Annotated in this window: 33 protein-coding genes and 1 pseudogene; 32 read left to right on the top strand and 2 right to left on the bottom strand. The window is 59.1% G+C overall.

The features are described 5' to 3' along the window. Nucleotides 1-129 precede the first annotated feature (129 nt). The gene (rpoC, locus tag P3R82_RS18385) at nucleotides 130-4,341 is read left to right on the top strand and encodes a DNA-directed RNA polymerase subunit beta' (RefSeq protein WP_183899635.1); all 4,212 of its coding nucleotides are present in this window, start codon (nucleotides 130-132) and stop codon (nucleotides 4,339-4,341) included. Between the two features lie 110 nt (nucleotides 4,342-4,451). Here rpoC and P3R82_RS18380 read toward each other — a convergent pair whose 3' ends face one another. Then, nucleotides 4,452-4,883: an NUDIX hydrolase gene (locus P3R82_RS18380; protein WP_283196374.1), complete on the bottom strand. Its 432-nt coding sequence runs from the start codon at nucleotides 4,881-4,883 to the stop codon at nucleotides 4,452-4,454. A 10-nt stretch (nucleotides 4,884-4,893) separates the two neighbouring features. Further along, on the bottom strand, nucleotides 4,894-5,187 hold the full coding sequence (locus P3R82_RS18375) for a transcriptional regulator (protein ID WP_283194829.1): 294 nt from the start codon (nucleotides 5,185-5,187) through the stop codon (nucleotides 4,894-4,896). Nucleotides 5,188-5,671: 484 nt separating this feature from the next. Between P3R82_RS18375 and rpsL the strand changes: the two genes are divergently transcribed. The 31 genes and pseudogenes from rpsL to rplQ all read left to right on the top strand — a co-directional run bounded on the left by rpsL (nucleotide 5,672) and on the right by rplQ (nucleotide 24,891). Then, nucleotides 5,672-6,043 carry a 30S ribosomal protein S12 gene (rpsL, locus tag P3R82_RS18370; protein ID WP_018902683.1) on the top strand — a complete coding sequence of 124 codons (372 nt, stop codon included), beginning with the start codon at nucleotides 5,672-5,674 and terminating at the stop codon, nucleotides 6,041-6,043. Between the two features lie 77 nt (nucleotides 6,044-6,120). Continuing rightward, nucleotides 6,121-6,591 (top strand): 30S ribosomal protein S7, encoded by a 471-nt coding sequence (gene rpsG, locus P3R82_RS18365; RefSeq protein WP_037187151.1) that lies wholly within the window; start codon nucleotides 6,121-6,123, stop codon nucleotides 6,589-6,591. Between the two features lie 30 nt (nucleotides 6,592-6,621). Then, nucleotides 6,622-8,721 (top strand): elongation factor G, encoded by a 2,100-nt coding sequence (gene fusA / locus P3R82_RS18360; protein WP_183899637.1) that lies wholly within the window; start codon nucleotides 6,622-6,624, stop codon nucleotides 8,719-8,721. Nucleotides 8,722-8,788: 67 nt separating this feature from the next. Further along, entirely contained in the window at nucleotides 8,789-9,964 is a 1,176-nt protein-coding gene (gene tuf, locus P3R82_RS18355) for an elongation factor Tu (RefSeq protein ID WP_183899628.1), read from the top strand. Nucleotides 9,965-10,277: 313 nt separating this feature from the next. Next, complete coding sequence (gene rpsJ, locus P3R82_RS18350) at nucleotides 10,278-10,586, top strand: 30S ribosomal protein S10 (RefSeq protein ID WP_003547547.1); 309 nt, start codon at nucleotides 10,278-10,280, stop codon at nucleotides 10,584-10,586. Nucleotides 10,587-10,620: 34 nt separating this feature from the next. Further along, entirely contained in the window at nucleotides 10,621-11,262 is a 642-nt protein-coding gene (gene rplC, locus P3R82_RS18345; protein WP_112941573.1) for a 50S ribosomal protein L3, read from the top strand. 13 nt (nucleotides 11,263-11,275) lie between these two features. Continuing rightward, the gene (gene rplD, locus P3R82_RS18340) at nucleotides 11,276-11,896 is read left to right on the top strand and encodes a 50S ribosomal protein L4 (RefSeq protein ID WP_183899638.1); all 621 of its coding nucleotides are present in this window, start codon (nucleotides 11,276-11,278) and stop codon (nucleotides 11,894-11,896) included. Next, a complete protein-coding gene (locus P3R82_RS18335; RefSeq protein WP_183899639.1) occupies nucleotides 11,893-12,186 on the top strand; it encodes a 50S ribosomal protein L23 in 294 nt (97 codons plus the stop codon). Before rplD ends, P3R82_RS18335 begins: the two co-directional genes overlap by 4 nt. 11 nt (nucleotides 12,187-12,197) lie before the next feature. After that, entirely contained in the window at nucleotides 12,198-13,034 is an 837-nt protein-coding gene (gene rplB, locus P3R82_RS18330) for a 50S ribosomal protein L2 (RefSeq protein ID WP_283194828.1), read from the top strand. Nucleotides 13,035-13,049: 15 nt separating this feature from the next. Next, the gene (gene rpsS / locus P3R82_RS18325) at nucleotides 13,050-13,328 is read left to right on the top strand and encodes a 30S ribosomal protein S19 (protein WP_112820303.1); all 279 of its coding nucleotides are present in this window, start codon (nucleotides 13,050-13,052) and stop codon (nucleotides 13,326-13,328) included. 2 nt (nucleotides 13,329-13,330) lie between these two features. Continuing rightward, the gene (gene rplV, locus P3R82_RS18320; protein WP_018900271.1) at nucleotides 13,331-13,723 is read left to right on the top strand and encodes a 50S ribosomal protein L22; all 393 of its coding nucleotides are present in this window, start codon (nucleotides 13,331-13,333) and stop codon (nucleotides 13,721-13,723) included. Continuing rightward, on the top strand, nucleotides 13,723-14,442 hold the full coding sequence (gene rpsC, locus P3R82_RS18315; RefSeq protein ID WP_113010801.1) for a 30S ribosomal protein S3: 720 nt from the start codon (nucleotides 13,723-13,725) through the stop codon (nucleotides 14,440-14,442). Before rplV ends, rpsC begins: the two co-directional genes overlap by 1 nt. 36 nt (nucleotides 14,443-14,478) lie before the next feature. Further along, complete coding sequence (gene rplP / locus P3R82_RS18310) at nucleotides 14,479-14,892, top strand: 50S ribosomal protein L16 (RefSeq protein WP_003573792.1); 414 nt, start codon at nucleotides 14,479-14,481, stop codon at nucleotides 14,890-14,892. Nucleotides 14,893-14,904: 12 nt separating this feature from the next. Further along, on the top strand, nucleotides 14,905-15,105 hold the full coding sequence (rpmC, locus tag P3R82_RS18305) for a 50S ribosomal protein L29 (RefSeq protein ID WP_016553554.1): 201 nt from the start codon (nucleotides 14,905-14,907) through the stop codon (nucleotides 15,103-15,105). Nucleotides 15,106-15,109: 4 nt separating this feature from the next. Next, the gene (gene rpsQ / locus P3R82_RS18300; protein ID WP_018900269.1) at nucleotides 15,110-15,349 is read left to right on the top strand and encodes a 30S ribosomal protein S17; all 240 of its coding nucleotides are present in this window, start codon (nucleotides 15,110-15,112) and stop codon (nucleotides 15,347-15,349) included. Between the two features lie 261 nt (nucleotides 15,350-15,610). Then, nucleotides 15,611-15,979: a 50S ribosomal protein L14 gene (gene rplN / locus P3R82_RS18295; protein WP_018900268.1), complete on the top strand. Its 369-nt coding sequence runs from the start codon at nucleotides 15,611-15,613 to the stop codon at nucleotides 15,977-15,979. A 12-nt stretch (nucleotides 15,980-15,991) separates the two neighbouring features. After that, the gene (gene rplX, locus P3R82_RS18290; RefSeq protein WP_018900267.1) at nucleotides 15,992-16,294 is read left to right on the top strand and encodes a 50S ribosomal protein L24; all 303 of its coding nucleotides are present in this window, start codon (nucleotides 15,992-15,994) and stop codon (nucleotides 16,292-16,294) included. Then, nucleotides 16,294-16,851, top strand: coding sequence for a 50S ribosomal protein L5 (rplE, locus tag P3R82_RS18285; protein ID WP_183899641.1), 558 nt, complete (start codon nucleotides 16,294-16,296; stop codon nucleotides 16,849-16,851). Before rplX ends, rplE begins: the two co-directional genes overlap by 1 nt. A 32-nt stretch (nucleotides 16,852-16,883) precedes the next feature. After that, nucleotides 16,884-17,189, top strand: coding sequence for a 30S ribosomal protein S14 (gene rpsN / locus P3R82_RS18280; protein ID WP_183899642.1), 306 nt, complete (start codon nucleotides 16,884-16,886; stop codon nucleotides 17,187-17,189). 12 nt (nucleotides 17,190-17,201) lie between these two features. After that, nucleotides 17,202-17,600 carry a 30S ribosomal protein S8 gene (gene rpsH / locus P3R82_RS18275; RefSeq protein WP_037063300.1) on the top strand — a complete coding sequence of 133 codons (399 nt, stop codon included), beginning with the start codon at nucleotides 17,202-17,204 and terminating at the stop codon, nucleotides 17,598-17,600. Between the two features lie 42 nt (nucleotides 17,601-17,642). Beyond that, on the top strand, nucleotides 17,643-18,176 hold the full coding sequence (rplF, locus tag P3R82_RS18270; RefSeq protein WP_183899643.1) for a 50S ribosomal protein L6: 534 nt from the start codon (nucleotides 17,643-17,645) through the stop codon (nucleotides 18,174-18,176). Nucleotides 18,177-18,188: 12 nt separating this feature from the next. Then, on the top strand, nucleotides 18,189-18,551 hold the full coding sequence (rplR, locus tag P3R82_RS18265; RefSeq protein ID WP_018900262.1) for a 50S ribosomal protein L18: 363 nt from the start codon (nucleotides 18,189-18,191) through the stop codon (nucleotides 18,549-18,551). 130 nt (nucleotides 18,552-18,681) lie between these two features. Further along, the gene (gene rpsE / locus P3R82_RS18260) at nucleotides 18,682-19,251 is read left to right on the top strand and encodes a 30S ribosomal protein S5 (protein ID WP_018900261.1); all 570 of its coding nucleotides are present in this window, start codon (nucleotides 18,682-18,684) and stop codon (nucleotides 19,249-19,251) included. 13 nt (nucleotides 19,252-19,264) lie between these two features. Further along, nucleotides 19,265-19,475, top strand: a pseudogene (rpmD, locus tag P3R82_RS18255) (50S ribosomal protein L30). Nucleotides 19,476-19,491: 16 nt separating this feature from the next. Further along, complete coding sequence (rplO, locus tag P3R82_RS18250) at nucleotides 19,492-19,965, top strand: 50S ribosomal protein L15 (protein ID WP_007531682.1); 474 nt, start codon at nucleotides 19,492-19,494, stop codon at nucleotides 19,963-19,965. A 238-nt stretch (nucleotides 19,966-20,203) separates the two neighbouring features. Continuing rightward, nucleotides 20,204-21,544: a preprotein translocase subunit SecY gene (secY, locus tag P3R82_RS18245; RefSeq protein ID WP_283194827.1), complete on the top strand. Its 1,341-nt coding sequence runs from the start codon at nucleotides 20,204-20,206 to the stop codon at nucleotides 21,542-21,544. Then, nucleotides 21,541-22,191, top strand: coding sequence for an adenylate kinase (locus P3R82_RS18240; protein WP_183899647.1), 651 nt, complete (start codon nucleotides 21,541-21,543; stop codon nucleotides 22,189-22,191). The genes secY and P3R82_RS18240 overlap by 4 nt, the downstream gene beginning before the upstream one ends. Before the next feature lie 225 nt (nucleotides 22,192-22,416). After that, nucleotides 22,417-22,785: a 30S ribosomal protein S13 gene (gene rpsM / locus P3R82_RS18235; RefSeq protein ID WP_183899648.1), complete on the top strand. Its 369-nt coding sequence runs from the start codon at nucleotides 22,417-22,419 to the stop codon at nucleotides 22,783-22,785. Nucleotides 22,786-22,919: 134 nt separating this feature from the next. Then, complete coding sequence (rpsK, locus tag P3R82_RS18230; protein ID WP_003547577.1) at nucleotides 22,920-23,309, top strand: 30S ribosomal protein S11; 390 nt, start codon at nucleotides 22,920-22,922, stop codon at nucleotides 23,307-23,309. A gap of 100 nt (nucleotides 23,310-23,409) precedes the next feature. Then, nucleotides 23,410-24,420 carry a DNA-directed RNA polymerase subunit alpha gene (locus P3R82_RS18225; protein WP_007787729.1) on the top strand — a complete coding sequence of 337 codons (1,011 nt, stop codon included), beginning with the start codon at nucleotides 23,410-23,412 and terminating at the stop codon, nucleotides 24,418-24,420. A gap of 45 nt (nucleotides 24,421-24,465) precedes the next feature. Continuing rightward, nucleotides 24,466-24,891 carry a 50S ribosomal protein L17 gene (gene rplQ, locus P3R82_RS18220; RefSeq protein WP_018900257.1) on the top strand — a complete coding sequence of 142 codons (426 nt, stop codon included), beginning with the start codon at nucleotides 24,466-24,468 and terminating at the stop codon, nucleotides 24,889-24,891. The last annotated feature ends 52 nt before the right edge of the window (nucleotides 24,892-24,943 follow it).

Genomic DNA, 24,943 nt, shown 5'->3' with positions numbered 1-24,943 from the left:
CGTGTTGGCCGGGAAGGGACGATTTCGCCGCATTCTGCGGTTATTGTCGTTTTTCGCCATGGCGCGGCGCCCGGGATTTGCCGCTGACCATCGCAGTTTGAGGGCTTTCAGCCCATGAAGGAGACAGGCATGAACCAAGAGGTCATGAATCTTTTCAATCCGCAGCTGCCTGCGCAGAATTTCGATTCCATCCGGATCTCGATTGCGTCTCCGGAGAAGATTCTCTCCTGGTCTTATGGTGAGATCAAGAAGCCGGAAACGATCAACTATCGTACGTTCAAGCCTGAACGCGATGGTCTGTTCTGCGCCCGCATCTTCGGACCGATCAAGGACTACGAATGCTTGTGCGGCAAGTACAAGCGCATGAAGTACAAGGGCATCATCTGCGAAAAGTGCGGCGTGGAAGTCACGCTGTCGCGCGTTCGCCGTGAGCGCATGGGCCACATCGAGCTCGCCGCTCCCGTTGCCCACATCTGGTTCCTGAAGTCGCTTCCTTCGCGCATCTCGACGTTGCTCGACATGACGCTGAAGGATGTGGAGCGCGTTCTCTACTTCGAACACTACATCGTCACCGAGCCGGGCCTCACCGCGCTCAAGGAGCACCAGCTCCTGACGGAAGAAGAATACATGCTTGCCGTCGACGAGTACGGCGAAGATCAGTTCACCGCCATGATCGGCGCTGAAGCCATCTTCGAAATGCTGGCATCGATGAACCTTGAGAAGATCGCGGGCGACCTGCGCTCGGATCTGGCCGACACGACGTCGGATCTCAAGCAGAAGAAGCTGATGAAGCGCCTGAAGATCGTCGAGAACTTCATGGAATCCGGCAATCGCCCGGAATGGATGATCATGAAGGTCGTTCCTGTCATCCCGCCGGACCTGCGCCCGCTGGTTCCGCTCGATGGCGGCCGTTTCGCGACGTCCGACCTGAACGATCTTTATCGTCGCGTCATCAACCGTAACAACCGTCTGAAGCGCCTGATCGAACTGCGCGCTCCTGGCATCATCATCCGAAACGAAAAGCGCATGCTGCAGGAATCTGTGGACGCGCTGTTCGACAACGGCCGCCGTGGCCGCGTCATCACCGGCGCCAACAAGCGTCCGCTGAAGTCGCTGTCCGACATGCTCAAGGGCAAGCAGGGCCGCTTCCGCCAGAACCTTCTCGGCAAGCGCGTCGACTATTCCGGCCGTTCGGTCATCGTGACCGGTCCGGAACTGAAGCTGCACCAGTGCGGCCTGCCGAAGAAGATGGCGCTCGAACTGTTCAAGCCGTTCATCTACGCCCGCCTCGACGCCAAGGGTTATTCCTCGACCGTCAAGCAGGCCAAGAAGCTGGTTGAAAAGGAAAAGCCGGAAGTCTGGGATATCCTCGACGAGGTCATCCGCGAGCATCCGGTTCTGCTGAACCGCGCACCGACGCTGCACCGCCTGGGCATCCAGGCCTTCGAACCGATCCTGGTCGAAGGCAAGGCCATCCAGCTGCACCCGCTCGTCTGCACGGCCTTTAACGCCGACTTCGACGGTGACCAGATGGCCGTTCACGTGCCGCTGTCGCTCGAAGCCCAGCTCGAAGCCCGCGTCCTGATGATGTCGACGAACAACATCCTGCACCCGGCAAACGGTGCACCGATCATCGTCCCGTCGCAGGACATGGTTCTCGGCCTGTACTACCTCGCGATCATGAACCAGAACGAGCCGGGCGAAGGCATGGCCTTCTCCGACCTCGGCGAGCTGCATCACGCGCTTGAAAACAAGGTCGTGACGCTGCACTCCAAGATCCGCGGCCGCTTCAAGTCGATCGACGAGGATGGCAAGCCCTACTCGAAGATCTATGAAACGACCCCTGGCCGTCTGCTCATCGGCGAACTCCTGCCGAAGAACGGCAAGGTGACCTTCGACATCTGCAACCAGGAAATGACCAAGAAGAACATCTCCAAGATGATCGACACGGTCTACCGCCATTGCGGCCAGAAGGACACGGTCATTTTCTGCGACCGCATCATGCAGCTCGGCTTCACCCACGCCTGCCGCGCCGGCATTTCGTTTGGCAAGGACGACATGGTTATCCCGGACTCGAAGGCGAAGATCGTCGGCGACACCGAAAACCTGGTCAAGGAATACGAGCAGCAGTACAACGACGGCCTGATCACTCAGGGCGAGAAGTACAACAAGGTCGTTGACGCCTGGGGCAAGGCAACCGAAAAGGTCGCCGAGGACATGATGGCCCGCATTAAGGCTGTCGAGTTCGACCCGAGCACCGGTCGTCAGAAGCCGATGAACGCCATCTACATGATGTCGCACTCCGGTGCCCGTGGTTCTCCGAACCAGATGCGCCAGCTGGGCGGCATGCGCGGCCTGATGGCCAAGCCGTCGGGTGAAATCATCGAGACGCCGATCACGTCGAACTTCAAGGAAGGTCTGACCGTCAACGAGTACTTCAACTCGACCCACGGTGCCCGTAAGGGTCTTGCGGACACCGCTCTGAAGACGGCGAACTCGGGTTACCTGACCCGTCGTCTCGTCGACGTCGCGCAGGATTGCATCGTCAACCTCGTGGATTGCGGCACCGACAAGGGCCTCACCATGACCGCCATCGTCGATGCCGGTCAGGTCGTGGCGTCGATTGGTGTTCGCGTTCTCGGTCGTACGGCGCTTGACGATATCGATCATCCGGTTACCGGCGAACGTATCGTCGATGCCGGCAAGATGATCCTCGAGCCCGATGTCATCGAGATCGAGAAGGCTGGTATCCAGTCGATCCGTATCCGTTCGGCACTGACCTGCGAAGTTCAGACCGGCGTTTGCTCGATCTGCTACGGCCGCGACCTCGCTCGCGGTACACCGGTCAACATGGGCGAAGCCGTCGGCGTCATCGCCGCGCAGTCGATCGGTGAACCGGGCACGCAGCTCACCATGCGTACGTTCCACCTTGGTGGTACGGCGAACGTGGTCGACCAGTCGTTCCTCGAAGCATCGTACGAAGGTACCGTGCAGATGAAGAACCGCAACCTGCTGCGCAACTCTGACGGCGTTCTCGTTGCAATGGGCCGCAACATGGCGGTCACCATTCTCGACGAGCGTGGCGTAGAACGCTCTTCGCAGCGCGTCGCCTACGGTTCCAAGCTGCACGTCGATGACGGCGACAAGGTCAAGCGCGGCCAGCGTCTGGCCGAGTGGGATCCGTACACCCGTCCGATGATGACGGAAGTCTCGGGTATCGTTCAGTTCGAGGACGTGGTCGACGGTCTCTCCGTTCTGGAAGCGACCGACGAATCCACGGGTATCACCAAGCGTCAGGTTATCGACTGGCGCTCGACCCCGCGCGGTTCGGACCTCAAGCCGTCGATCGTCATCATGGATGCCAACGGCAGCGTCATGAAGCTGCCGCGCGGTGCCGATGCCCGCTTCCAGCTCTCGGTTGACGCCATCCTGTCGGTCGAGCCCGGTCAGAAGGTTTCCCAGGGTGACGTGCTTGCACGTTCGCCGCTGGAAAGCGCCAAGACCAAGGACATCACCGGTGGTCTGCCGCGTGTTGCCGAACTGTTCGAAGCTCGTCGTCCGAAGGACCACGCCATCATCGCAGAGATCGATGGTACGATCCGCCTCGGCCGCGACTACAAGAACAAGCGTCGCGTCATCATCGAGCCGGCGGAAGACGGTGTCGAGCCGGTCGAGTACCTGATCCCGAAGGGCAAGCCGTTCCATCTGATGGAAGGTGACTATATCGAAAAGGGTGACTACATCCTCGACGGTAACCCCGCGCCGCACGACATCCTGGCGATCAAGGGCGTCGAAGCTCTGGCTTCGTACCTCGTCAACGAAATCCAGGAAGTCTACCGCCTGCAGGGCGTTGTCATCAACGACAAGCACATCGAAGTGATTGTCCGTCAGATGCTGCAGAAGGTGGAAATCACCGATGCGGGCGACTCGACCTATATCGTCGGCGACAACATCGACCGTATCGAGCTCGAGGACGTCAACGACGGCCTGATCGAACAGGGCAAGAAGCCTGCCTATGGCGAGCCGGTTCTTCTCGGCATCACCAAGGCATCGCTGCAGACGCCGTCCTTCATCTCCGCCGCGTCCTTCCAGGAAACGACGAAGGTGCTGACGGAAGCGGCGATCGCCGGCAAGACCGATGGCCTGCAGGGTCTGAAGGAAAACGTCATCGTCGGCCGCCTCATCCCGGCCGGTACCGGTGGCACGATGACCCAGATCCGCCGTATCGCGACGTCGCGCGACGAGTTGATCCTCGAGGAACGCCGCAAGGGCACGGGCGCCGATGTCGCGACCCCGATGCTTCAGGATCTGGCTGGCGAAAGCGCACCGGCCGCCGAGTAATCGGCGCCCGGTCCCAGGACCAGGTATCAGGAATTGAAAACCGCCCGGAGCGATCCGGGCGGTTTTGTCGTTTCAGGCCGTCGAAGTCGGGAGCGGGGAGGGCGCGGCGATCAGTCGATCATCGGCAGGCAGTGTTCCATGCCGTAGCCGAGCCGGGCTTTCGCTTGCGCGAAGTCGATCCAGAAGAAGCGAAACTGGATGGGGTCGCCGCCGCTGAACGGCGTCAGTTCATGATGCAGCCATGTCTCGGCATGGCCGTCAACGAGCTCGACATGATAGTAGTGCCGGCGATGCCATATGATACCGCCGGTCTTCAGCGAAAACCGGTAGTCGTGCACGGCAAGCGGAATGAGGGGATTGGGCGGCGTCAATCCGGTCTCTTCGACGAACTCGCGGACGGCGGCCTCGGCCACATCCTCTTCGGGTTCCACCGTTCCGCCCGGCACCTGCCAGAGCACGTCGGGAAAGTCCGGTTCGTCGAAAACGAGAAGCCGGTCGCCCGAAGTGGCGTAAATCAGCACCTTCAGCGCATCCGGCTCCATCATCTCGGGCTCAGCTGAAGCGGATGATCGCGACTTCGCCTTCGACCGCGCCCTTGTAGGCGGATGCGTGCGGCTCTTCTTCCGGAATGTCGGTCAGCATGCCGATCTGGTCCAGGTCGGCCTCGATGAAACCCTCCTCCGACAACGCGTTCAGCGCCTCGCGAACCGCGCTGTCGTCGTCGGCCGCCTTCAGCATGATGTGCAGATCGACGCCTTCGCCGCCATCGGTTTCGTATCCCTTGCCGATGATGATGAAGACCATCGGGCCTTCGTTGTTGTTGTCGTTGTCGGGGCTGGTAATCATTCTTCGTCCTTCGATTCGAGATTTGAATCTCATTTCAGGCACTTGGCCTGTGCAATCTGTGATTCCTTAGCCGCTTTCGCTGCAATGCCCAAGTTTATCTTGGCCACCGCACGCGATTTTGTCTAAAAGGTCCGGGCGAGGGCTGAAAGGCCGCGTTTCAAGGCCTTCCCGGGAAGATTATTTGTTAACAGCCTTGACGAGACGACGGGAAACCAGTAGTACCCGCGCCATCGGAACCCATGTGAGGCATGGCCATCTGGGGCGACACGCCCTCGATATCACCTCAAACAAGGTTCGAAACGCACGTTGAAGATATGTTGCCTGCACGCATGACGCATTTCTTTTGCGTCCTCTGCTCTTTGTGGTCCATCTGCTAAAACAGATCGGGCCACGTTTTGCGCATTGAGACAGGCGTGTGATCTTGCCGGAGACGGCGTGAGTTACGCCCGCAAGGGTTTGAGATTTAAACGTAAGGGATGGTTGAATGCCTACCGTAAACCAGCTGATCCGCAAGCCGCGCCAGCCAAACGTAAAGCGTAACAAGGTTCCTGCTCTGCAGGAAAACCCGCAGAAGCGTGGTGTTTGCACCCGCGTCTACACCACGACCCCGAAGAAGCCGAACTCGGCTCTCCGTAAGGTTGCCAAGATCCGTCTGACCAATGGCTTCGAAGTCATCGGCTACATTCCTGGCGAAGGTCACAACCTGCAGGAACACTCTGTCGTCATGATCCGTGGCGGCCGCGTAAAGGACTTGCCGGGTGTGCGTTACCACATCATCCGCGGCGTTCTCGATACCCAGGGTGTCAAGAACCGCAAGCAGCGCCGCTCCAAGTACGGTGCGAAGCGTCCGAAGTAATTCGGACTTTTGTAAATTCGGCGCTGCGTGAGGTCCTCCGCGTGATAAAGCGCCTTAACGGTTAAGAGACGAGAAGTATGTCCAGACGTCACAGAGCAGAAAAGCGCGAGATCAACCCGGACCCGAAGTTCGGCGATCTCATCGTCACCAAGTTCATGAATGCGATCATGCTTGACGGCAAGAAGTCCGTCGCTGAAAGCATTGTTTACGGCGCATTTGACTCCGTAGCGAGCAAGTCGAAGCAGGAGCCGCTGGTTGTTTTCCATGCCGCCCTCGACAACATTGCTCCGCACGTAGAAGTCCGTTCGCGCCGCGTTGGTGGTGCTACGTACCAGGTTCCGGTCGATGTTCGTCCCGAGCGTCGCCAGGCCCTCGCAATTCGCTGGCTGATCACTGCCGCCCGCAAGCGCAATGAGACGACGATGGTCGATCGCCTTTCCGGCGAACTTCTCGATGCATCCAACAACCGTGGTAGCGCCGTCAAGAAGCGCGAAGACACGCACAAGATGGCTGATGCCAACCGTGCGTTCTCGCATTATCGCTGGTAATCCCGAACGGTTCCCGAAAGGCAGTCCATTATGGCTCGCGAATATAAAATCGAAGACTACCGTAATTTCGGTATCATGGCGCACATCGACGCCGGCAAGACGACGACGACCGAGCGTATCCTTTACTACACCGGCAAGTCGCACAAGATCGGCGAAGTGCACGATGGCGCCGCCACGATGGACTGGATGGAGCAGGAGCAGGAGCGTGGCATCACGATCACGTCCGCTGCGACCACGACCTTCTGGAAGGGTCGCGACGGCAAGATGCGTCGCTTCAACATCATCGACACCCCCGGCCACGTCGACTTCACCATTGAAGTCGAGCGTTCGCTGCGCGTTCTCGACGGTGCTGTTGCCCTTCTCGATGCCAACGCCGGCGTAGAGCCGCAGACGGAAACCGTCTGGCGTCAGGCTGAGAAGTACAACGTTCCGCGCATGATCTTCTGCAACAAGATGGACAAGACCGGCGCTGACTTCTACCGCTCGGTAGAAATGATCAAGACCCGTCTCGGCGCCACCGCGGTTGTCATGCAGCTCCCGATCGGCGCAGAGTCCGAGTTCAAGGGCGTTGTCGACCTGATCGAGATGAACGCTCTCATCTGGCGCGACGAGTCGCTCGGCGCTCAGTGGGACGTCGTCGAAATCCCTGACGACCTGAAGGAAAAGGCTGCCGAATATCGCGAAAAGCTGATCGAGACCGTTGTCGAGATCGACGAAGCCGCGATGGAAGCCTACCTCGAAGGCACCATGCCCGACAACGATCAGATCCGCGCGCTCGTCCGTCGCGGCACGATCGACGTCAAGTTCCACCCGATGTTCTGCGGCACCGCCTTCAAGAACAAGGGCGTTCAGCCGCTGCTCGACGCCGTTGTCGACTACCTGCCGTCGCCGATGGACATCCCGGCAATCAAGGGTATCGACTTCAAGACCGAAGCCGAAATCGAGCGTCATGCTGACGACGCCGAGCCGCTTTCCATGCTCGCGTTCAAGATCATGAACGACCCCTTCGTCGGTTCGCTGACCTTCGCCCGCATCTACTCCGGCAAGCTCGAGAAGGGCGCGTCGGTCATGAACACGGTCAAGGACAAGCGCGAGCGCGTCGGCCGCATGCTGCAGATGCACTCGAACTCGCGTGAAGACATCGAAGAAGCCTTCGCGGGCGACATCGTTGCTCTCGCCGGCCTCAAGGAAACCACCACTGGCGATACGCTTTGCGATCCGCTGAAGCCGGTTATCCTCGAGCGCATGGAATTCCCCGAGCCGGTCATCCAGATCGCGATCGAGCCGAAGACCAAGGGCGACCAGGAAAAGATGGGCCTCGCGCTCAACCGCTTGGCTGCTGAAGACCCGTCCTTCCGCGTGAAGACTGACCAGGAATCCGGTCAGACGATCATCGCCGGCATGGGCGAACTTCACCTCGACATTCTCGTCGACCGCATGCGTCGCGAGTTCAAGGTCGAAGCGACCGTTGGTGCTCCGCAGGTTGCTTACCGCGAGACGATTACCCGTCAGACGGAAAAGGACTACACCCACAAGAAGCAGTCGGGTGGTACTGGTCAGTTCGCACGCGTCAAGATCATCTTCGAACCGAACCCCGATGGCGAAGACTTCAAGTTCGAATCCAAGATCGTCGGCGGTTCTGTTCCGAAGGAATACATCCCCGGCGTTCAGAAGGGTATCGAAAGCGTTCTGTCGTCCGGCCCGCTGGCTGGCTTCCCGATGCTGGGCGTCAAGGCGACCCTCATCGACGGCGCCTTCCACGACGTTGACTCGTCGGTTCTGGCCTTCGAAATCGCATCTCGTGCATGCTTCCGTGAAGCTGCCCGCGAAGCCGGTGCTCAGCTCCTCGAGCCGATGATGAAGGTTGAAGTCGTGACGCCGGAAGACTACGTCGGCGACGTCATCGGCGACCTGAACTCGCGTCGCGGCCAGATCCAGGGCCAGGAAAGCCGCGGTATCGCTGTTGTCATCAACGCGAACGTTCCGCTGGCGAACATGTTCAAGTACGTCGACAACCTGCGCTCCATGTCGCAGGGCCGCGCCCAGTACACGATGACCTTCGATCACTACGCGCCGGTCCCGTCGAACGTCGCCACCGAGATCCAGGCAAAGTATTCCGGTCAGAAGTGACCGGAATACCAATTGACCGATAACAAGAATTAAGTCCCTCGCGGACTTGCAAGAATGGAGAGCCTAAATGGCAAAGAGTAAGTTTGAGCGCAACAAGCCGCACGTTAACATCGGCACGATCGGCCACGTTGACCACGGCAAGACGTCTCTGACGGCAGCGATCACGAAGTATTTCGGCGAGTTCAAGGCGTACGACCAGATCGACGCCGCTCCGGAAGAAAAGGCACGCGGCATCACCATCTCGACGGCACACGTCGAGTATGAGACGGCCAACCGTCACTATGCCCACGTTGATTGCCCCGGCCACGCCGACTACGTCAAGAACATGATCACCGGTGCCGCACAGATGGACGGCGCGATCCTGGTTTGCTCGGCTGCCGACGGCCCGATGCCGCAGACCCGCGAGCACATCCTGCTCGCTCGTCAGGTTGGCGTTCCGGCGATCGTCGTGTTCCTCAACAAGGTCGACCAGGTTGACGACGCCGAGCTGCTCGAGCTCGTCGAGCTGGAAGTTCGCGAACTCCTGTCGTCCTACGACTTCCCGGGCGACGACATTCCTGTCGTCAAGGGTTCGGCTCTTGCCGCTCTCGAAGATTCGGACAAGAAGATCGGTGAAGACGCGATCCGCGAGCTGATGGCCGCTGTCGACGCCTACATCCCGACGCCTGAGCGTCCGATCGACCAGCCGTTCCTGATGCCGATCGAAGACGTGTTCTCGATCTCGGGCCGCGGTACGGTCGTGACCGGTCGCGTCGAGCGCGGCATCGTCAAGGTTGGTGAAGAAGTCGAAATCGTCGGCATCCGCGCCACCTCGAAGACGACGGTTACCGGCGTTGAAATGTTCCGCAAGCTGCTCGATCAGGGCCAGGCCGGCGACAACATCGGCGCACTGGTTCGCGGTGTTAACCGTGACGGCGTCGAGCGTGGTCAGATCCTGTGCAAGCCGGGTTCGGTCAAGCCGCACAAGAAGTTCATGGCAGAGGCCTACATCCTGACGAAGGAAGAAGGCGGCCGTCATACGCCGTTCTTCACGAACTACCGTCCGCAGTTCTACTTCCGCACGACGGACGTGACCGGTATCGTTTCGCTGCCGGAAGGCACGGAAATGGTTATGCCTGGCGACAACGTCACGGTTGCCGTTGAGCTGATCGTTCCGATCGCGATGGAAGAAAAGCTGCGCTTCGCTATCCGCGAAGGCGGCCGTACCGTCGGCGCTGGCATCGTTGCCTCGATCGTCGAGTAATCATTGAGATCGGCCGTCTCGAAAGGGACGGCCGCTTCGATGACATTATTATGAAGCAAGTGGCTTTAGCCGCTTGCTTATTACAGAGAAATACGGCACATGGCGCGCAAGCGCTGTTTGCGTGCTGCTTCGTTGTTTCGAAGCGGCAGACTGAAACTAACATAAAGGTGGCCGAAAGGCCTGAAGACTGGATAGGGATGCCGGTTTCCGACGTCCCTCTCGATCTTTGAAACCGGTGGTCCGCCTTTAGGGAATAAAACAACCCGTGCCTTGATCAAGGGCGCGTAAGTAACAAACACAAGGATAACGTCGAATGAACGGCCAAAATATCCGCATTCGCCTGAAGGCGTTCGATCACCGCATTCTCGACGCTTCGACGCGCGAGATCGTGTCGACGGCGAAGCGCACCGGCGCAAGCGTCCGGGGCCCCGTTCCGCTTCCGACTCGCATCGAGAAGTTTACGGTAAACCGGTCCCCACACATCGACAAGAAGAGCCGCGAGCAGTTCGAGATGCGCACGCATAAGCGCCTCCTCGACATCGTTGACCCGACACCGCAGACGGTAGACGCGCTGATGAAGCTCGATCTCGCCGCTGGTGTCGATGTTGAGATCAAGCTCTGAGCCTAGCTCGAGCTGAGTTGGAAGGATTGAACCGATGCGTTCAGGTGTGATTGCACAGAAGGTCGGCATGACCCGCGTCTATAACGACGCCGGCGAACATGTTCCGGTAACAGTACTGCGTATGGAAGGCTGCCAGGTCGTAGCCCAGCGCACAGTAGAAAAGAACGGCTACGCCGCGGTTCAGCTTGGTGCTGGCACGGCGAAGGTCAAGAACACGTCCAAGGCGATGCGCGGCAATTTCGCTATTGCCAACGTCGAGCCGAAGGCCAAGCTCGCTGAATTCCGTGTCACGGAAGACAACCTGCTTGACGTCGGCACCGAGCTCAAGGCTGGCCATTTCGCCACCGGTCAGCTCGTCGATGTCACCGGCACGACGATTGGTAAGGGCTTTGCCGGCGCCATGAAGCGTCACGGCTTCGGCGGTCTGCGCGCCACGCACGGTGTGTCGGTTTCGCACCGCTCGCACGGTTCGACCGGCTCGCGCCAGGATCCGGGCAAGGTTTTCAAGAACAAGAAGATGGCTGGTCACATGGGCCAGACGCGCGTAACGACTCAGAACCTTGAAGTGGTTTCGACCGACGAAGATCGTGGTCTGATCCTGATCAAGGGTGCAGTACCCGGTTCCAAGGGTGCCTGGATCATCGTGCGCGACGCCGTCAAGTCGGCCGCGAAGTAAGGGAGCCAGACCAATGGAATTCAACGTCAAGACCCTCGAGGGAAAAGACGCAGGGAAGGTTTCTCTTTCTGACGCGATTTTCGGTCTCGAGCCCCGCGAAGACATTCTCGCCCGCGTCATCCGCTGGCAGCTTGCCAAGAAGCAGCAGGGCACCCACCAGGCAAAGGGCCGCGCCGACGTATGGCGCACCGGCGCCAAGATGTACAAGCAGAAGGGTACGGGCCGCGCTCGTCACCATTCGGCTCGCGCTCCGCAGTTCCGCGGCGGTGGTAAGGCTCACGGCCCGGTTGCTCGCAGCCACGAACACGATCTTCCGAAGAAGGTTCGCGCTCTCGGCCTGCGTCACGCGCTGTCTGCCAAGCTGAAGTCCGACGATGTCATCATCATCGACAACCTGGTTGCTGCTGAAGCAAAGACCAAGGCGCTGGCTTCGACCTTCGCAACGCTCGGCCTGACCAACGCTCTCTTCATCGGCGGCGCCGAACTTGATGGCAACTTCAAGCTCGCAGCCAAGAACATCCCGAACATCGATGTTCTGCCGATCCAGGGCATCAACGTTTATGACATCGTGCGCCGTGGCAAGCTCGTGCTTTCCAAGGCTGCCGTTGAAGCTCTAGAGGAGCGTTTCAAGTGACCGATCTTCGCCACTATGATGTGATCGTCTCGCCGTCGATCACCGAAAAGTCCACGCTGGTATCGGAAAACAACCAGGTTGTTTTCAACGTCGCTAAGACGGCGTCGAAGCCGGAAATCAAGGCTGCAGTCGAGGCGCTCTTCGGCGTCAAGGTCACGGCCGTCAACACTCTGCTCCGCAAGGGCAAGACCAAGCGTTTCCGCGGTTTTGCCGGCAAGCAGAAGGACGTGAAGAAGGCAATCGTGACTTTGGCTGAAGGCCAGACGATCGACGTCTCCACCGGTCTCTGAGGAATAAAAACATGGCATTGAAAACATTCAATCCTACGACCCCGAGCCAGCGTCAGCTGGTCATCGTCGACCGCTCCTCGCTCTACAAGGGCAAGCCGGTCAAGGCGCTGACGGAAGGTCTGACCAAGAGCGGCGGTCGTAACAACCTCGGTCGCATCACGGCTCGCTTCATCGGCGGCGGTCACAAGCGTACGTATCGTATGATCGACTTCAAGCGTCGCAAGTTCGACGTCGAAGGCACGGTCGAGCGTATCGAATACGACCCGAACCGTACCGCGTTCATCGCGCTCATCTCCTACGCCGACGGCGAAAAGGCCTACATCATCGCTCCGCAGCGCCTTGCTGCCGGCGACAAGGTCATCGCCTCTGAAAAGGCTGTGGACGTAAAGCCGGGCAACACCATGCCCCTGCAGTACATCCCGGTTGGCTCCATCATCCACAACGTGGAAATGAAGCCGGGCAAGGGCGGTCAGATCGCTCGCTCCGCTGGTTCCTACGCACAGCTCGTAGGCCGCGATGCAGGTATGGCGATCCTTCGCCTGAACTCCGGCGAACAGCGTCTCGTGCCAGGCTCCTGCCTTGCTTCGATCGGTGCGGTTTCCAACCCTGACCACGCCAACATCAACGACGGCAAGGCCGGTCGTACCGTATGGCGCGGCAAGCGTCCGCATAACCGCGGCGTCGTCATGAACCCGGTCGACCACCCGCACGGTGGTGGTGAAGGTCGCACGTCTGGTGGTCGTCATCCTGTTTCTCCGTGGGGCAAGCCGACCAAGGGCAAGCGCACCCGGTCGAACAAGTCGACCGACAAGATGATCATGCGCTCGCGTCATCAGCGTAAGAAGTAAGAGAGGAAGTCTCCAATGGCTCGTTCAGTATGGAAAGGTCCGTTCGTTGACGGCTATCTTCTCAAGAAGGCTGAGAAGGTTCGTGAAGGCGGACGTGCAGAAGTAATCAAGATCTGGAGCCGCCGCTCCACGATCCTGCCCCAGTTCGTCGGTCTCACCTTCGGCGTCTACAACGGCAGCAAGCATGTTCCGGTCAATGTCAATGAAGACATGGTCGGTCACAAATTCGGTGAATTCTCTCCGACCCGGACCTACTACGGTCACGGTGCGGACAAGAAGGCAAAGAGGAAGTAACGATGGGCAAGGCAAAAGCCGAACGCCGGCTGAAGGACAACGAGGCGCAAGCAGTCGCCCGCACGCTCCGCGTCAGCCCACAGAAGCTCAACCTGGTTGCCGCGGCTATCCGCGGCAAGAAGGTCGAGCGCGCACTCGCTGAGCTGGAATTCTCCCGCAAGCGCATCGCAGGCGCCGTCAAGAAGACGCTCGAATCCGCGATCGCCAACGCCGAGAACAACCATGATCTCGACGTTGACTCGCTGGTCGTAGCGGAAGCTTACGTCGGCAAGTCGATCGTCATGAAGCGTTTCCACGCTCGTGGCCGTGGTCGTGCATCGCGCATCGAAAAGCCCTTTGCGCACCTCACGATCGTTGTTCGCGAAGTTGAAGCCGCCACCGAGGAGGCCGCATAATGGGTCAGAAAATCAATCCGATTGGTTTCCGTCTTGGCATCAACCGTACCTGGGATAGCCGCTGGTTCGCGGACAATGCCGAATACGGTCAGCTGCTGCACGAAGACCTGAAGATGCGCAAGTTCGTCATGAACGAACTGAAGCAGGCTGGTATCTCCAAGGTGGTTATCGAGCGTCCGCACAAGAAGTGCCGCGTCACGATCCACTCGGCTCGTCCGGGCCTGATCATCGGCAAGAAGGGCGCAGACATCGACAAGCTCCGCAAGAAGCTGTCGGACATGACGAACTCCGAAACGCACCTCAACATCGTTGAAGTTCGCAAGCCGGAAGTCGACGCTGTTCTGGTCGCCCAGTCGATCGCTCAGCAGCTCGAGCGTCGTGTTGCTTTCCGTCGCGCCATGAAGCGCGCCGTTCAGTCCGCGATGCGTCTTGGCGCCGAAGGCATCAAGATCACCTGCGCGGGCCGTCTCGGCGGTGCTGAAATCGCTCGTACGGAATGGTACCGCGAAGGTCGCGTGCCGCTGCATACGCTGCGCGCTGACATCGACTACGGCACAGCCGAAGCGGAAACCGCTTTCGGTATCTGCGGCATCAAGGTTTGGATCTTCAAGGGCGAAATCCTTGAGCACGATCCGATGGCCTCCGAGCGCCGCGCACTCGAGGGTGATGCTCAGGGTCCGGCTAGCCGCGACCGCGATCGTCGCCGCGACAACGCTTAATAGCGTTGGTGGCAGATAAGTTCGGAGAATAAGAAAATGTTGCAGCCAAAGCGTACCAAGTACCGCAAGCAATTCAAGGGCCGCATCAAGGGCGTCGCCAAGGGTGGTTCCGACCTCGCCTTCGGTGAATTCGGCCTTAAGGCTCAGGAGCCAAACCGCGTCAATGCACGCGAGATCGAAGCGGCCCGCCGCGCGATCACGCGCTACATGAAGCGTGCTGGCCGTGTATGGATCCGCGTGTTCCCGGATGTTCCGGTAACCGCAAAGCCGACCGAAGTCCGTATGGGTAAGGGTAAGGGCTCTGTTGAATATTGGGCATGCAAGGTCAAGCCAGGCCGCATGATGTTCGAGATCGACGGCGTCAGCGAAGAAATCGCTCGCGAAGCGCTTCGCCTCGGCTCTGCCAAGCTCTCGGTCAAGACGCGCTTCGTACAGCGCATTGCAGAGTAAGGAGCAAGGCACATGAAAGCCGAAGAAGTTCGCGGCCTGACGGCCGATCAGCTCAAGGACAAGCTCGCCGACCTGAAGAAGGAGCAGTTCAACCTGCGCTTCCAGAAGGCCACCGGTCAGCTCGAGAAGTCCTCCCGCGTCAACGAAGTTCGCAAGGACATCGCCCGCGTGAAAACCATTGCCCGCCAGAAGGCGGCAGAAGCAAAGGCCTAAGAATATGCCGAAGCGCATCCTGCAGGGCGTCGTCGTTGGCGACAAGAACGAGAAGACTGTAGTTGTCCGCGTTGAGCGTCGTTTCGCTCATCCGCTGATGCAGAAGACCGTTCGTCGTTCCAAGAAGTACAAGGCCCACGACGAAAACAATCAGTACAAGATCGGCGATACCGTATCCATCGAGGAATGCGCGCCGATCTCGAAGGACAAGTGCTGGACGGTTATTTCCGGCCAGGCAAAGTAAGAATTTCTCGCGAGGCCTTGCGTCTCGCGGAAATTTCTGTATGAAGCAGCGTCAGAACGCTCGTTCGTCGAGCGTTCTTTTGCTTTGAGCGCACGGAAGGTCCCGTTTGGGAAACCACCCTGGCACGATCGATCCCGCGCTAGTCAAGCTATTGCCGTGTTTTCGCCTGCTCTCGTGGCAAGCGGCCGGCTGACAATTTTCATATGCCGGGGTAGGGGGCGCAGCCCAACCATCCCGGTAAACACAAGAAGGCGACCTGATATGATTCAGATGCAAACAAACCTCGACGTGGCGGATAATTCCGGCGCACGTCGTGTCATGTGCATCAAGGTGCTGGGCGGTTCTAAGCGCAAGTATGCCTCGATCGGCGACGTTATCGTCGTTTCGATCAAGGAAGCTATTCCGCGCGGCCGCGTGAAGAAGGGTGACGTGATGAAGGCGGTTGTCGTTCGCACCGCCAAGGAAATCCGTCGCGTTGATGGTTCCATCATCCGCTTCGACACCAATGCAGCAGTCCTCATCGACAACAAGAAAGAGCCGATCGGCACCCGTATCTTCGGACCGGTTCCGCGCGAACTTCGCGCCAAGAACCACATGAAGATCATCTCGCTCGCTCCAGAAGTTCTGTAAGGAGCACGAACGATGCAAAAGATTCGTAAGGGCGACACGGTCGTCATGCTCGCAGGCAAGGACAAGGGCCGTACTGGCGAAGTCCTTCAGGTTCTGCCCAAGGAAGATCGCGCCGTGGTTCGTGGCGTCAACGTCGTGAAGCGCCACCAGCGCCAGACGCAGACCCAGGAAGCCGGCATCATCAGCAAGGAAGCCTCGGTTCACTTGTCCAACGTCTCGATCATCGACAAGGACGGCAAGCCGACCCGCGTTGGTTTCAAGGTTGTTGACGGCAAGAAGGTCCGTGTGGCCAAGCGTTCCGGTGAGGTGATCTGATGGCTCAGGCAAAGTACGAGCCGCGGCTCAAGAAGGAATATGTCGAGCGGATCCGCGCGGCGATGCAGGAGAAGTTCTCCTTCGCCAACGAGATGATGATCCCGAAGATCGACAAGATCGTAATCAACATGGGTGTTGGTGAAGCAACGGCTGACTCGAAGAAGCCGACTGTTGCCGCAGCTGACCTGGCCGCTATCGCTGGTCAGAAGCCGGTCATCACCCGTGCACGCAACTCCATCGCTGGCTTCAAGGTCCGCGAAGATATGCCGATCGGCGCAAAGGTTACCCTGCGCGGCGCTCGCATGTACGAGTTCCTGGACCGCCTGATCAACATCGCGCTTCCGCGCGTTCGCGACTTCCGCGGCCTGAACCCGAAGAGCTTTGACGGCCGTGGCAACTTCGCGATGGGCATCAAGGAGCACATTGTGTTCCCTGAGATCAACTACGATAAGGTTGATCAGATGTGGGGCATGGACATCATCGTTTGCACGACGGCCACCAAGGACGACGAAGCGCGGGCTCTGCTCACAGAGTTCAACTTCCCGTTCCGTCAGTAACCGTAACGACGAGCGTAGAAAAGGAACCGCACATGGCGAAGACAAGCGCAGTTGAAAAGAACAAGCGCCGCCGTATTAAGGTCGCCGGCCAGGCCGCTAAGCGCGCCGAGCTGAAGGCGATCATCATGAACCAGGCTCTTCCGATCGAAGAGCGGTTCAAGGCCTCGATCAAGCTGGCATCCCTGCCGCGCGATGGATCGAAGACCCGTATTCGCAACCGTTGTGAAGTATCGGGCCGTCCGCGCGCATACTACCGCAAACTGCGCATGTCGCGTATCGCGCTGCGTGAACTCGGCAATCTCGGCAAGGTGCCGGGCATCGTCAAGTCGAGCTGGTAAGGAGCAGGTTAGATGACAATGACTGATCCGTTGGGCGATATGCTCACTCGCATCCGTAACGGCGCTTCCCGCCGCAAGTCGTCGGTATCGACGCCTGCTTCGAAGCTCCGTGCACGTGTTCTTGATGTTCTTCAGGCTGAAGGCTACATCCGTGGCTACTCCCTTGTCGATTTCGGCAATGGCAAGTCTGAAATCAGCATTGAGCTGAAGTACTACGAAGGCGCATCGGTGATCCGTGAGATCGGCCGTGTGTCCAAGCCGGGCCGCCGGGTTTATGTCTCGGTCAAGTCCATTCCGCAGGTCGCGAACGGCCTCGGCATCACCATCCTTTCGACTCCGAAGGGTGTGATGGCCGATCACCAGGCTCGCGAACAGAACGTTGGTGGCGAGGTTCTTTGCTCGGTATTCTAATACCGAGCATCGATCTCCATAGCGAACAGACAGGATATAAAAATGTCTCGTATCGGTAAGAAGCCCGTTCAGATTCCTGCTGGGATTACGGCTACGGTCGAAGGCCAGAAGGTTACTGCAAAGGGCCCGAAGGGCGAACTCTTCTTCGTCGCGAACGACGAAGTCGGCGTTAAGCTCGAAAACAATGCGGTTGTCGTGACGCCGCTCTCGCAGTCGAAGGATGCTCGTTCGAAGTGGGGCATGTCCCGCACGATGATCGAGAACATCTTCACGGGTGTTAAGGACGGCTACGAGCGCAAGCTCGAAATCAACGGCGTCGGTTACCGCGCGTCGCTTCAGGGCAAGAACCTGCAGCTCGCTCTCGGTTTCAGCCACGACGTGGTTTATGAGCCGCCGGTCGGCATCACGATCGCTGTGCCGAAGCCTACTGAAATTGTTGTCACCGGCATCAATAAGCAGCAGGTCGGCCAGGTCGCCGCTGAAATCCGCGAATACCGCGGTCCTGAGCCTTACAAGGGCAAGGGCGTCAAGTATGCCGGCGAACGTATCGTTCGCAAAGAAGGCAAGAAGAAGTAAGGATCACGCGAAATGGCTAGCAGGAAAGAAGCACTTGCACGTCGTGCCAACCGCGTGCGCCGTCATCTCAAGTCGGTGGCCAATGGCCGTCCGCGCCTGTCGGTTCATCGCTCCTCGAAGAACATCTACGTTCAGGTTATCGACGATGTTGCTGGCAAGACCCTCGCGGCTGCCTCGACGCTCGATAAGGACCTGCGCGGTTCTCTGAAGACCGGTGCTGACACCGCGGCAGCTGCCGCCGTTGGCAAGCTCGTCGCCGAGCGCGCCTCCAAGGCTGGTGTCAAGGAAGTCGTATTCGACCGTGGCGCCTTCATCTATCACGGCCGTATCAAGGCCCTGGCGGATGCAGCCCGCGAAGGCGGTCTGACCTTCTAATGAATTTCCGGCCGGAGCTCAGTGCTCCGGCCGGATTTTAACCGGACCGCAAACGCTCCTCGATAGGGGAGGCTGCTGCGGTCCTCGTGTTGTCTGCCGTTCCACCCGCAAAAGAAAAAGGAAAAGGACAATGGCACAGGAAAGAAAAGGTTCGCGCGACGATCGCCAGAACCGCGAAGAGCGCGATAGCGAATTCGTAGACAAGCTGGTCGCGATCAACCGCGTCGCCAAGGTCGTCAAGGGCGGCCGTCGTTTCGGTTTTGCAGCCCTCGTCGTCGTCGGTGACCAGAAGGGCCGCGTTGGCTTCGGTCACGGCAAGGCACGTGAAGTGCCGGAAGCAATCCGCAAGGCAACCGAAGCTGCCAAGCGCGAACTGATCTTCGTACCGCTGCGTGACGGCCGTACGCTGCATCACGACGTTCACGGCCGCCACGGCGCCGGCAAGGTTCTGCTTCGTTCGGCCAAGGTCGGTACCGGTATCATCGCCGGTGGTCCGATGCGCGCTGTTTTCGAAACGCTCGGCGTTCACGACGTCGTCGCCAAGTCGACCGGTTCCTCGAACCCATACAACATGGTTCGCGCTACCTTCGACGCTCTGAAGCACCAGGTTCACCCGAAGGACATCGCAGCACAGCGCGGCATCAAGTATGCAACGCTTCAGGCTCGCCGTGCCGCTTCCGGTAACGCTTCTGAAGAATAAGAGGAGCTGATCCATGGCCAAGGCTACAAAGAAGACCGAAGCGAAGACGGTTACCGTCGAGCAGATCGGCAGCCCGATTCTGCCGTCCGGATGTCCAGCAGCGCACGCTGATCGGTCTCGGGCTGAACAAGATGCACCGTCGTCGCACGCTGGAAGATACCCCTTCCGTTCGTGGCATGATCCGTGCTGTCCAGCATCTCGTTCGCATCGTCGACGAGAAGTAAGCAGGGAGTATTCGCTATGAAACTCAATGAAATCAAAGACAACGAAGGTTCGACCCATAGCCGCAAGCGCCTCGGCCGCGGTATCGGTTCGGGCTCCGGCAAGACCGGTGGTCGCGGCGTCAAGGGTCAGAAGTCCCGTTCGGGCGTAGCCATCAACGGCTTCGAAGGCGGTCAGATGCCAATCTACCGTCGCCTGCCGAAGCGCGGCTTCAACAACATCTTCAAGGCCGACTTCGTTGTCGTGTCCCTGGAGCGTGTTCAGGCAGCGATCGACGCTGGCAAGCTCGACGCCAAGTCCACGGTTGATGCAGCGGCTCTCAAGGCTGCCGGCGTTATCCGTCGCGTCAAGGACGGCGTTCGCGTTCTCGCCGACGGCGAGCTGAAGGCAAAGGTCAAGTTCGAAGTTGCTGGCGCTTCCAAGCCGGCGATCGAAAAGATCGAAAAGGCTGGCGGTTCCGTCACGCTTCTTTCTGCCGCAGCTGCAGAGTAATTTAATCTATGATAAACCGCCCGGGGTGCTTCACACCGGGCGGTTTTGCTCCCATATGTGAGCCTCACGAAAGCCGGCCGGATGCACGTGCGTCAGGACGGTCGAACGAACAACAGGGTGAGGCATAGGTTGCGCCCGCAATCCGTCCGAAGCCCGCTTTTGAATAATTCAGAAATGCCGATCCGGCGTTCTGCCTTTTGCTTGGTCAGAGCCCGAAACCGGTAGCGCGGAGATACGCATGGCGTCTGCAGCGGAACAGTTGGCTTCCAACCTCAATTTCTCGACCTTCGCCAAAGCCGAGGATCTCAAGAAGCGCCTGTGGTTTACACTGGCAGCTCTCCTCGTCTATCGATTGGGAACGCACATTCCGCTTCCCGGCCTCAACCCGGAAGCTTACGCTCAGGCCTTTAGCAACCAGTCTGGCGGCATTCTCGGCCTCTTCAACATGTTCTCGGGCGGCGCCGTGCAGCGCATGGCGATCTTCGCGCTCGGTATCATGCCTTACATCTCCGCTTCGATCATTGTGCAGCTGATGACGTCTGTCGTGCCTGCGCTCGAGAACCTGAAGAAGGAAGGCGAGCAGGGCCGAAAGATCATCAACCAGTACACGCGCTACGGCACGGTGCTGCTCGGCACGCTGCAGGCCTACGGTATTGCAGTCGGTCTTGAGAGCGGTAACGGCCTCGTCGTTGATCCGGGCATCTTCTTCCGCGTTTCCACCGTCATCACGCTGCTCGGCGGCACGATGTTCCTGATGTGGCTCGGCGAGCAGATCACCTCGCGCGGTATCGGCAACGGCATCTCGCTCATCATCTTCGCCGGCATCGCCGCCGGCCTGCCGAGCGCTCTTGCCGGCACGCTGGAACTCGGCCGCACCGGTGCGCTGTCGACAAGCCTGATCCTTCTGGTCATCGTGGTCGCGATTGTCGTTATCGCCATCATCGTCTTCGTCGAGCGCGCGCAGCGTCGCCTGCTGATCCAGTATCCGAAGCGCCAGGTCGGTAACCGGATGTTCCAGGGCGATACCTCGCACCTGCCGCTGAAGCTCAACACCTCGGGTGTTATCCCGGCGATCTTCGCGTCGTCGCTTCTGTTGCTGCCGGCAACGATCGCGGGCTTCGCGAACACCACGAACATGCCGGGCTGGGTCACGTCGATCGTCGCCGCGCTAGGTCACGGCCAGCCGCTTTACATGCTTCTCTACGCTCTGCTTATCGCCTTCTTCGCCTTCTTCTATACGGCTATCGTCTTCAACCCGAAGGATACCGCCGACAATCTGAAGAAGCATGGCGGCTTCATCCCGGGTATCCGTCCGGGCGAGCGAACCGCCGAGTATATCGACTACGTTCTGACCCGCATTACGGTCGTCGGCGCGATCTATCTCGTCTTCGTCTGCATCCTTCCGGAAATGCTTGTGGCAAAGACCGGGATCCCGTTATCCCTTGGTGGCACTTCGCTTTTGATCGTCGTTAGCGTAACTCTTGATACGGTGGCGCAGATCCAGGGTCACCTGATCGCGCAGCAGTACGAAGGCCTGATCAAGAAATCGAAGTTGCGTGGAGGAAAGAGGGGTCGATGAGACTTATACTTTTGGGGCCGCCGGGCGCGGGTAAGGGGACTCAAGCTCAGCGGATCGTGGAAAAGTACGGCATTCCGCAACTTTCCACGGGTGACATGCTTCGCGCCGCCGTTCAGGCCGGTACCGAAGTGGGCAAGCGCGCCAAGGCCGTTATGGATGCTGGCAAGCTGGTCTCTGACGACATCGTCATCGCAATCGTGTCGGAGCGTATCGACCAGCCCGATTGCGAGAATGGCTTCATTCTCGACGGTTTCCCGCGCACGCTCGTTCAGGCCGATGCGACGGAAGCCATGCTCAAGGGCAAGGGTATCGAGCTGTCGAAGGTCGTCGAGATCCAGGTGGACGACAAGATTCTGGCGGACCGTGTTTCCGGCCGTTACACCTGCGCCAACTGCGGTGCCGGCTATCACGACACAAATGTCAAGCCGAAGGTGGAAGGCGTCTGCGACCGCTGCGGTTCGACTCACTTCAAGCGTCGTCCGGATGACAATCGCGAAACGGTCGTCACCCGTCTCGGCGCTTACTACAAGGAAACATCGCCGCTGATCGGCTACTACTATGCCAAGGGCAAGTTGCAGTCGGTGGATGGCATGGCAGACATCGATCGCGTCACCGGCGAGATCGAGGGCATACTTTCGAAGCTGTAAGGCTTTGGAAATAAAACTTGGCGGGAGCGGTTGCTTTTCAGCACTGATTCCGTTAAACACCGCGCCAACTCGCGATATCTGATGCGATCGGCGCGGACTTCCGATAGGAATTCCGGGTTCGATCGTTTTGACTTGTTGAGAACCTGAATTGTAATTGCGGCCTTTCAAGGCCGTGTAACGAGACACCACTTGCCGGATGGCAACTGGAACGCAAGGAGAATAGGCGTGGCACGTATCGCTGGCGTCAACATCCCGACCGCAAAGCGCGTTGTAATCGCGCTGACGTACATTCACGGGATCGGTCCGAAATTCGCACAGGAAATCGTCGAGAAGGTCGGTATTCCTGCTGATCGTCGCGTGAATCAGCTCACTGACGCTGAAGTCCTGCAGATCCGCGAAACCATCGACCGCGATTACCAGGTCGAAGGTGACCTGCGTCGCGAGACCTCGATGAACATCAAGCGTCTGATGGACCTCGGCTGCTACCGCGGCCTGCGTCATCGCCGTGGCCTTCCGGTCCGCGGTCAGCGCACGCACACCAATGCTCGTACCCGCAAGGGCCCGGCAAAGGCGATCGCTGGTAAGAAGAAGTAATTTCCGGGAAACCGGAGGTGAGGGGGCTGGCGGTCTGCGCCGGCCTCTTTTGAGTTTCGGGCAGGGCCGCAAGGTCTCGTTCCGGTGTAGCCGCTGGTATTACGGCGGTGCAGAGATCCAAGAAAGGGATACAAATGGCCAAGGAAGCCGTACGCGTTCGCCGTCGCGAACGTAAAAACATTTCGTCGGGCGTCGCTCACGTCAACTCGACCTTCAACAACACGATGATCACGATCACCGACGCACAGGGCAACGCCATTGCCTGGTCGTCTGCTGGCGCCAAGGGCTTCAAGGGCTCGCGCAAGTCGACCCCGTTCGCCGCTCAGATCGCTGCTGAAGACTGCGCCAAGAAGGCCCAGGAACACGGCATGAAGTCGCTGGAAGTTGAAGTTTGCGGTCCGGGTTCGGGTCGTGAATCCGCTCTGCGCGCCCTCCAAGCTGCTGGTTTCATGATCACGTCCATCCGCGACGTGACGCCGATCCCGCACAATGGTTGCCGCCCGCGCAAGAAGCGCCGCGTCTGATCATCGCCATTCACAACATCGGTGAGCGGATCCTCGCTCCCGATGCTTCTCAAGCTCGGTTGTCACGATTGGATGGTGGCAACGAACGGAAGGCAAAAATATGATTCAGAAAAACTGGCAGGAATTGATCAAGCCGAACAAGGTCGAGTTCTCTTCGAGCTCGCGCACCAAGGCGACGCTCGTAGCAGAGCCGCTGGAGCGCGGTTTCGGCCTCACCCTCGGCAACGCGCTTCGCCGCGTTCTGCTGTCCTCGCTGCGCGGTGCCGCAGTGACGGCCGTGCAGATCGATGGCGTGCTGCATGAATTCTCGTCGATCCCTGGCGTTCGTGAAGATGTCACCGACATCGTCCTGAACATCAAGGAAATCGCCATCAAGATGGATGGCGACGACGCAAAGCGCATGGTCGTGCGTAAGCAGGGTCCGGGCGTTGTAACGGCTGGCGACATCCAGACGGTCGGCGATATCGAAATCCTCAACCCCGAGCATGTGATCTGCACGCTCGACGAGGGCGCCGAAATCCGCATGGAATTCACCGTCAACAACGGCAAGGGCTATGTTCCGGCCGATCGCAATCGTGCGGAAGATGCTCCGATCGGTCTCATCCCGGTCGACAGCCTCTATTCGCCGGTCAAGAAGGTGTCCTACAAGGTTGAAAATACCCGCGAAGGACAGGTTCTCGACTACGACAAGCTGAACATGACCATCGAAACCGATGGCTCGATCTCCGGCGAAGATGCCGTCGCTTTCGCGGCTCGCATCCTGCAGGATCAGCTTGGCGTGTTCGTCAACTTCGACGAGCCGCAGAAGGAAACCGAAGAAGAAGCAGTCACCGAACTCGCTTTCAACCCGGCGCTCCTCAAGAAGGTGGACGAACTCGAACTGTCTGTTCGCTCGGCAAACTGCCTGAAGAACGACAACATCGTCTACATCGGCGACCTCATTCAGAAGACCGAAGCAGAAATGCTCCGCACGCCGAATTTTGGTCGCAAGTCGCTGAACGAAATCAAGGAAGTTCTCGCTTCCATGGGCCTGCACCTCGGCATGGAAGTGCCGGCATGGCCGCCCGAGAACATCGAAGATCTCGCCAAGCGTTACGAAGACCAATACTAACCATCAAACGGCGGGCGAGATGCCTGCATGTGAAGGAGAATAGCAATGCGCCACGGTAAAGCCGGCCGCAAGCTGAATAGAACCGCTAGCCACCGCAAGGCAATGTTTGCCAACATGGCGGCTTCGCTCATCACCCATGAGCAGATCGTGACCACCCTGCCGAAGGCAAAGGAAATCCGTCCGATCGTTGAAAAGCTCGTAACCCTCGGCAAGCGCGGCGACCTGCACGCTCGTCGTCAGGCGATCTCGCAGATCCGCGACGCCGCTGTCGTTTCGAAGCTCTTCGACACGATCGCTTCGCGCTACGCAACCCGCAACGGCGGTTACCTGCGTATCATGAAGGCCGGCTTCCGCCAGGGCGACAACGCCGCTCTCGCCGTCATCGAATTCGTTGACCGCGACACCTTCGCCAAGGGCGCAGCCGACAAGGCTCGCGTTGAAGCCGAAGCAGCTGCTGCTGAAGCCGCTTGATTTTTTCCGGTTCGCCGGAAGCAAGACAGCCGGGCTGAAAAGCCCGGCTGTT

This window comes from Rhizobium sp. AN80A, from assembly GCF_030053015.1.
In the GTDB taxonomy this organism is placed as follows: domain Bacteria; phylum Pseudomonadota; class Alphaproteobacteria; order Rhizobiales; family Rhizobiaceae; genus Rhizobium; species Rhizobium metallidurans.
The sequence above is the reverse complement of the archived record's forward strand: the minus strand, read 5'-3'. Positions and strand labels throughout refer to the sequence as shown.